Here is a 5433-nt window from a genome sequence, read left to right on the forward strand (position 1 = left end):
CCCGGGCCGCCAGTCCCAGCGCTGTGGCCTTCCCGATTCCGCCGGTGCCGCCGGTAATCAGGACCGTCTTTCCTGCCATGGATTGCATGAGATTCCCGTTCTCCGTTCGTATGTGGAAGACCACGGCGCAGAAGCCGTGCTCAGGTTCGGCCGGCGCCAACAGGTGTAATTGGATGCGCAGATCGCGACGAATTCTTGATTGCCAGCCCAAGGGCCGCCTCGGGAATCCCGGAAGTCATCCCGTCCTCGGCATGGAACGTGCGTTGCCCGGCCTCCTCCGGATGCATCTTGCGGAGGAGGCCGGGCCTACCGTGCGCTAGTCGTTGGTGAGGACGACGCGGAATCGTGCCTTGCCTGACATCATGCGGTCGAAGCCTTCTGCGGCGTTCTCGAGGGGGTAGGTCTCGATCATGGGGCGCACGCCGGTGAGAGCCGCGAAGCGGAGTGTGTCTTCGGAGTCTTTCGCCGTGCCCGAGGCGTGGCCGGCGACGGAGCTGCTGCCCATGACGAGGTCGGCGGCGCTGACGGCGAGGGGCTCGTGGGGGACCCCGAGGACGACAAGCCGCCCGCGGGCTGCGAGACCGGGGATGGTGACCGACATGGACGGGGCGTCGGTGACGGTGGCCAGGACGACGCTGGCGCCGCCGAGGCGCTTGAGTTCGGCGGCGACGTCGGCGGTGGTGCTGTCGATGTAGTGGTGCGCGCCGAGTTCCTTGGCGAAGGGTTCCTTTTCGGCGCCGCGTGCGATGGCGACGGTTTCGAAGCCCATCTTGGCAGCGAACTGCACTCCGAGGTGACCGAGGCCGCCGAGTCCAAGGACGGCAACGAGATCTCCGGGGCGCGCGCCGCTGTGGCGGAGCCCGTTGAACGTGGTCACACCCGCGCACATCAGCGGGGCCGCGTCGGCGAAGCTGAGCGCGTCAGGGATCGCGGCGAGGGCTTCGGCCGGGGCCACCAAGTATTCGGCGTAGCCGCCGTCAGAGGTCAGGCCGGTGATCTTCCCTGCCTGGCAGGAGACGAAGTCCCCCCGCCGGCACGGATCGCATTCGAAGCATGCCCCGCCGAACCAACCCACACCAACGCGCTGGCCCTCGGTCCACTGCGTGACACCTTCGCCAAGGGTTGCCACGGTTCCGGCGACCTCGTGCCCTGGGGTCCGGGGGTAGGAAGAGGCGAAGCCTGCCGCGGGCATGGAGTCACTGTGGCAGATACCGTTGGCGGCGACCTTAATAAGGACGTGCCCGTGGGGGACCTCGGGGACGCCGATCTCGACGGTCTCCAGCGAAGTGCCGGGAGCGGTGAATTGAATGGCTTTCATGGCGACGGTGCCTTTCGTCAGTACAGGTGAGTGGTCAGTAGCGCCCGTTGGGCGGGGCGCGGCGGTGTTGCCGGCAGAATCCACGGGGGTCAGCGGACGATTTTGAAGTTGAATTCGGGTGTGCCGAGTGCGCCCCAGAGGCGGAGCCAGACGGGCAGGAGCATCTCGGTGCCGCGGGCGGTGGTGATGTCGCCGAGGTCGATCACGTCCTGGTGGCCGAAGTCCTTCAGCAGCCCGGCGACGGTGTTTTTGGCGTCAGAGTCGTCGCCGGAAACGAACACAGTGCCGGGGTCGGCGAGCGTCGCCGGACGGGCCATGAGGCCGGCATTGAGGGTGTTCAGGGACTTCACAACACGCGCCTCCGGGAAGGCACGCTGGATCTGCTCTCCCAAGGAATCCGTGTCCTTGACGAAGAGCGTCGGGGGCATGCCGTTGCTAAAGTCCAAAGGGTTGGCGATGTCGAGGATGACCTTGCCCGCCAGGTTTTCCGCCCCGGCCTGTCCGAGAACCTCAAGGGACGCAGCTCCGTTCGTGGCATTGATAACGAATTCGGCGCCTTCAGCGGCGTCCGCGAAGGAGGCGACGCTGATGTCCTGGTTCTCGTGTGCCCAGCCGGCGAACGGCGGGTTTCCCATGGCATCGGCGGTGGTGCGGGCCAGGGTGGCCTGCGGGTCGCGGGTGCCCATGGCCACGGTGTGACCTAATTCGGCGAGGCGGGCTGCAATGATACGGCCGACAGAGCCGGTTCCGAGGACTGCTATTTTCATGAGTTCTCCTAGTATTTGGACGTGTCTAGCGGGCGAGGATAGTGAAACTGATTTTGCGGCCTATGCCTTAGTGATGACGAGGTGCACCAGGGAGCGACGAAGCCGTCACTGGCGACAACTTTTCACGCATTAGGGGCACCTCAGATGACTTGGACGCCGCCATCGACGTCTAGGACGGTGCCGGTGACGAAGGTGTTCTCCATCAGGAACATGGCCGCGGTGGCGACGTCTTCCGGTAGTCCGGCGCGTCCGGCCGGAACACTGGCGGCGTAGCCGTCCAGCATGCCCTGGCGCACTTGCTCCGGCATCCCGGCGTAGGCGGGGGTGTCCACAAGGCCCGGAGCGATCACGTTGACGCGCACCGGGGCGAGATCGATGGCGTTTGCCTTGCCGAGGGCCTCCAGCGCGGCGTTTATCGCGGCCATCATCGGACGGCCCGGAGCGTGCTTTCGGCTTGCGGCGCCACCGACGAGGGTGATCGATCCGTCTTCGGAAATTCGGCCAGCGGCGGCACGGACCGCGTCATAGTAACCCCAGAACTTGGTGTCCATGAACGGGCGGGCTTCGTCAGAGGACAACTCACGGACCGTGCCCATGGCGCCGGGACCAGCGGAAAGGACGAGGTGATCGAAGTCCCCGATCCGCTCGAACAGAGATTCCACAGAGGACGAGGACGCGAGGTCCACACTTTCCAGCGCCACCCTGGCGGGCAATGTGACATCCTCCGTGGTTCGGGCTGCGGCCGTGACACGTGCCCCGGCCGCGGCTGCATGCTCCACGACGGCGCGTCCGATGCCCGAGGTGCCGCCGATGACCACGACGTGCGTCCCGGCGAAGTTGTAGTTGCTCAAGGGGTTCTCCTGCAGTAAGCGCTCGACCCGATGTGACGGATCGTTCTGCAACAGTTTGTGACGGAACGATCCGTCTGTCAAACTGGAGGAAGCGAACAGCGAGTGAAGATTCAGAAGGAGCGCGGGGAAGTGGTACGCAGGAGTGGTGAGGAGAACCGACGCATGGTGCTCGGGGTAGCAACGCGCCTGTTCTACCAGCGGGGCATCCGGGCCGTCGGCATGGACACGGTGGTCAAGGAGTGCGGTGTAGGCAACGCAACGATCTACCGCCAGTTTCCCACCAAGGACACCCTTGCCACCGCTTATGTGCAGGGGCGCGCGGACGCCTGGTTCGAGCGCATGCATCAAGCGGCCGAGGAATCATCCTCCCCGGCTGCCAAGCTGGCGGCGGTTTTCGAGGTTGTCGCCGGCGACGCCGCGAACCCCACCTATCGCGGGTGCCCGATGCTCAATACCAACACCGAGTTCCCGGAGGGCGGGCACCCTGCACATTTGGCCGCCGTCGATCATAAGCAACAGGTACGGGACTGGTTCCGCGCCCTCGCCGTCGACGCCAACGCCTTGGATCCCGACCAACTCGCGGACGAGCTACTCATCGTCCTCAACGGGGCCTACGCCACCGCCGCGGTCCTCGACGGCCCAACCTACGGTCAGCGCGCACTCCACCTTGCCCGCCTCTTGATCAACGACGCTTGCCCGAACCAGTAGGCCCCTACCCAAGAATCCGGGTGACCGGACCAGGTTCGCTTCCGGAAACGCCGGGGGCACTTCTGATCATGGCTTCGATGGCAAAGTCATAGGGTCGTTGCAACGCTCTGATAGATGGAGCGTTTGATGGGCAAAGTGTTTTCCCTGGAGACCCGTACTGAGTTCTTTGATTTGGTGTGTGGCGGGATGTCGGTTTTTGCTGCGGCCCGGCGTGTCGGTGCTGCGCGTCAGACCGGTGGGAAATGGTGGGCTCAGTCTGGGCGGATGATGAGTGTGAACATGGGGGCTGTCGGCGGGCTCGCCGATCCGGCCCCTTCGCCGGAGGGGCCGGGCCGGGCGCTTGGGCTTGCGGAGCGGGGCATGATCCAGATGGGTCTGCGCAGCGGAATGAGTTACGCCAGGATCGGCGAGCTGATTGGGCGGGGCAAGTCCGTGGTGTGGCGGGAGGTGAACCGGAATACCGGTGACGACGGGGAGTATTTCGCCTCGATAGCCCACGCAAAAGCGCATCAGTCCGCCGGCCCAAACCGTTGAAACTGGTCGAAGACGAGGCCTTGTGCCGGCTGATCGGGGTGTGGATGGATGATGGTTGGAGTCCGAAACTGATCTCGGCGATGTTGGCCTTCTACTTCGCCGACGATCAGACTATGCAGGTGAGCCACGAGACGATCTACCAGGCGTTGTATGTCCAATCCCGCGGTAGCCTGCGGGCCGACCTGGCGGAAAAGCTCAGCCTGAAGCGGAAGCAGCGAGTGCCCCATGCGGCGGACCGGACTAGGAACAGCCCCTACAAGGAGGCGTTCAAGATCAGTGAGCGCCCGGCCGAAGTCCAGGACCGGGCCGTGCCCGGGCACTGGGAAGGGGACCTCATAATCGGCTGCGACGGAACTGCGATCGGCACCCTCGTTGAGCGCTCGACCAGGTTCACGATCCTCCTCCACCTCCCCGGGGACCACACCGCCGAGACGGTCGCTGCCGCGATGATCCGGGAGATGGGCCAACTCCCGGACCACCTGCGCCGGTCAATCACGTGGGACCGCGGAACAGAACTGGCCGACTACGCCCGTATCCAAACTGCGCTGGAGACGACGCTCTACTTCTGCGACCCCCACTCGCCCTGGCAACGCGGGACCAACGAGAACACCAACAGGCTCCTGCGGTTCTGGTTCGAGAAGGGCTCTGACCTATCCGTCCACACCCCCGAGGACCTCCGTCGGGTCGCCGCGAAGCTAAACCGCCGGCCCCGGCCCACCCTCAATCTGGAGACCCCGGCCAACCGGCTGAACCAGCTGCTACAAGCGGCATAACCACCCGCGTTGCTCCCACCAGTTGACTTTGCCGATGCTGTCCGCCGCCTTATGCCCGGCGGGGTGACTTATTGCAGCTTTGGACGGCTTCGGTGCGACAGTCATTTCTGGCCGCACTTCGTGACCCGCTGGGCAGCTTGTGACGGTGGTACGTGGCCCCGCCTTAAACTTCTGGCTTCATCTGTGGAATGGCTGCTGCGGAGGGCTGGCCTGACCGATCTGATGAGGTAGGCCGAGTACAGGGTGTCATACCGTCGGTTATCGGGTTCGGACAATACGAGTAACTGTGGGGGAGTGGCCCCACAATTCTTCTTGGTAGTGGACCCGTCCGGTGACGGTGAGTCGTGCTGCAGAGAATGGTCGCAGACCGCAAGGGCTAGCTGATACCCAATCAGCTCACATCTTGCCCCAAACCTCCCTAAGATTAGGCCGGCAGAATCCCTGGGGGTCGGTTGCTCCAGCGGACGCTGCGGAGGTTTTCG

Annotated in this window: 5 protein-coding genes and 1 pseudogene; 2 read left to right on the forward strand and 4 right to left on the reverse strand. The window is 64.7% G+C overall.

Features of this window, described 5'->3' with window-relative positions:
* The 4 genes from HNO80_RS17810 to HNO80_RS17660 form a co-directional block, all read right to left on the reverse strand.
* Nucleotides 1-211, reverse strand: a 211-nt coding sequence (locus tag HNO80_RS17810; RefSeq protein WP_217501051.1) for a hypothetical protein, incomplete at its 3' end; no start/stop codon positions are given.
* Nucleotides 212-316: 105 nt separating this feature from the next.
* On the reverse strand, nt 317-1318 hold the full coding sequence (locus HNO80_RS17650) for an alcohol dehydrogenase catalytic domain-containing protein (protein ID WP_175324154.1): 1002 nt from the start codon (nt 1316-1318) through the stop codon (nt 317-319).
* A gap of 89 nt (nt 1319-1407) precedes the next feature.
* Entirely contained in the window at nt 1408-2085 is a 678-nt protein-coding gene (locus HNO80_RS17655) for an NADPH-dependent F420 reductase (protein ID WP_175324155.1), read from the reverse strand.
* Between the two features lie 140 nt (nt 2086-2225).
* A complete protein-coding gene (locus HNO80_RS17660; protein ID WP_175324156.1) occupies nt 2226-2936 on the reverse strand; it encodes an SDR family oxidoreductase in 711 nt (236 codons plus the stop codon).
* Between the two features lie 129 nt (nt 2937-3065).
* Between HNO80_RS17660 and HNO80_RS17665 the strand changes: the two genes are divergently transcribed.
* Nucleotides 3066-3644 carry a TetR/AcrR family transcriptional regulator gene (locus tag HNO80_RS17665; protein WP_349627395.1) on the forward strand — a complete coding sequence of 193 codons (579 nt, stop codon included), beginning with the start codon at nt 3066-3068 and terminating at the stop codon, nt 3642-3644.
* Nucleotides 3645-3770: 126 nt separating this feature from the next.
* Nucleotides 3771-4951: pseudogene (locus HNO80_RS18250) on the forward strand (IS30 family transposase).
* The last annotated feature ends 482 nt before the right edge of the window (nt 4952-5433 follow it).

The sequence above is a fragment of the Arthrobacter sp. C9C5 genome (assembly GCF_013359735.1).
Taxonomy (GTDB): domain Bacteria; phylum Actinomycetota; class Actinomycetes; order Actinomycetales; family Micrococcaceae; genus Arthrobacter.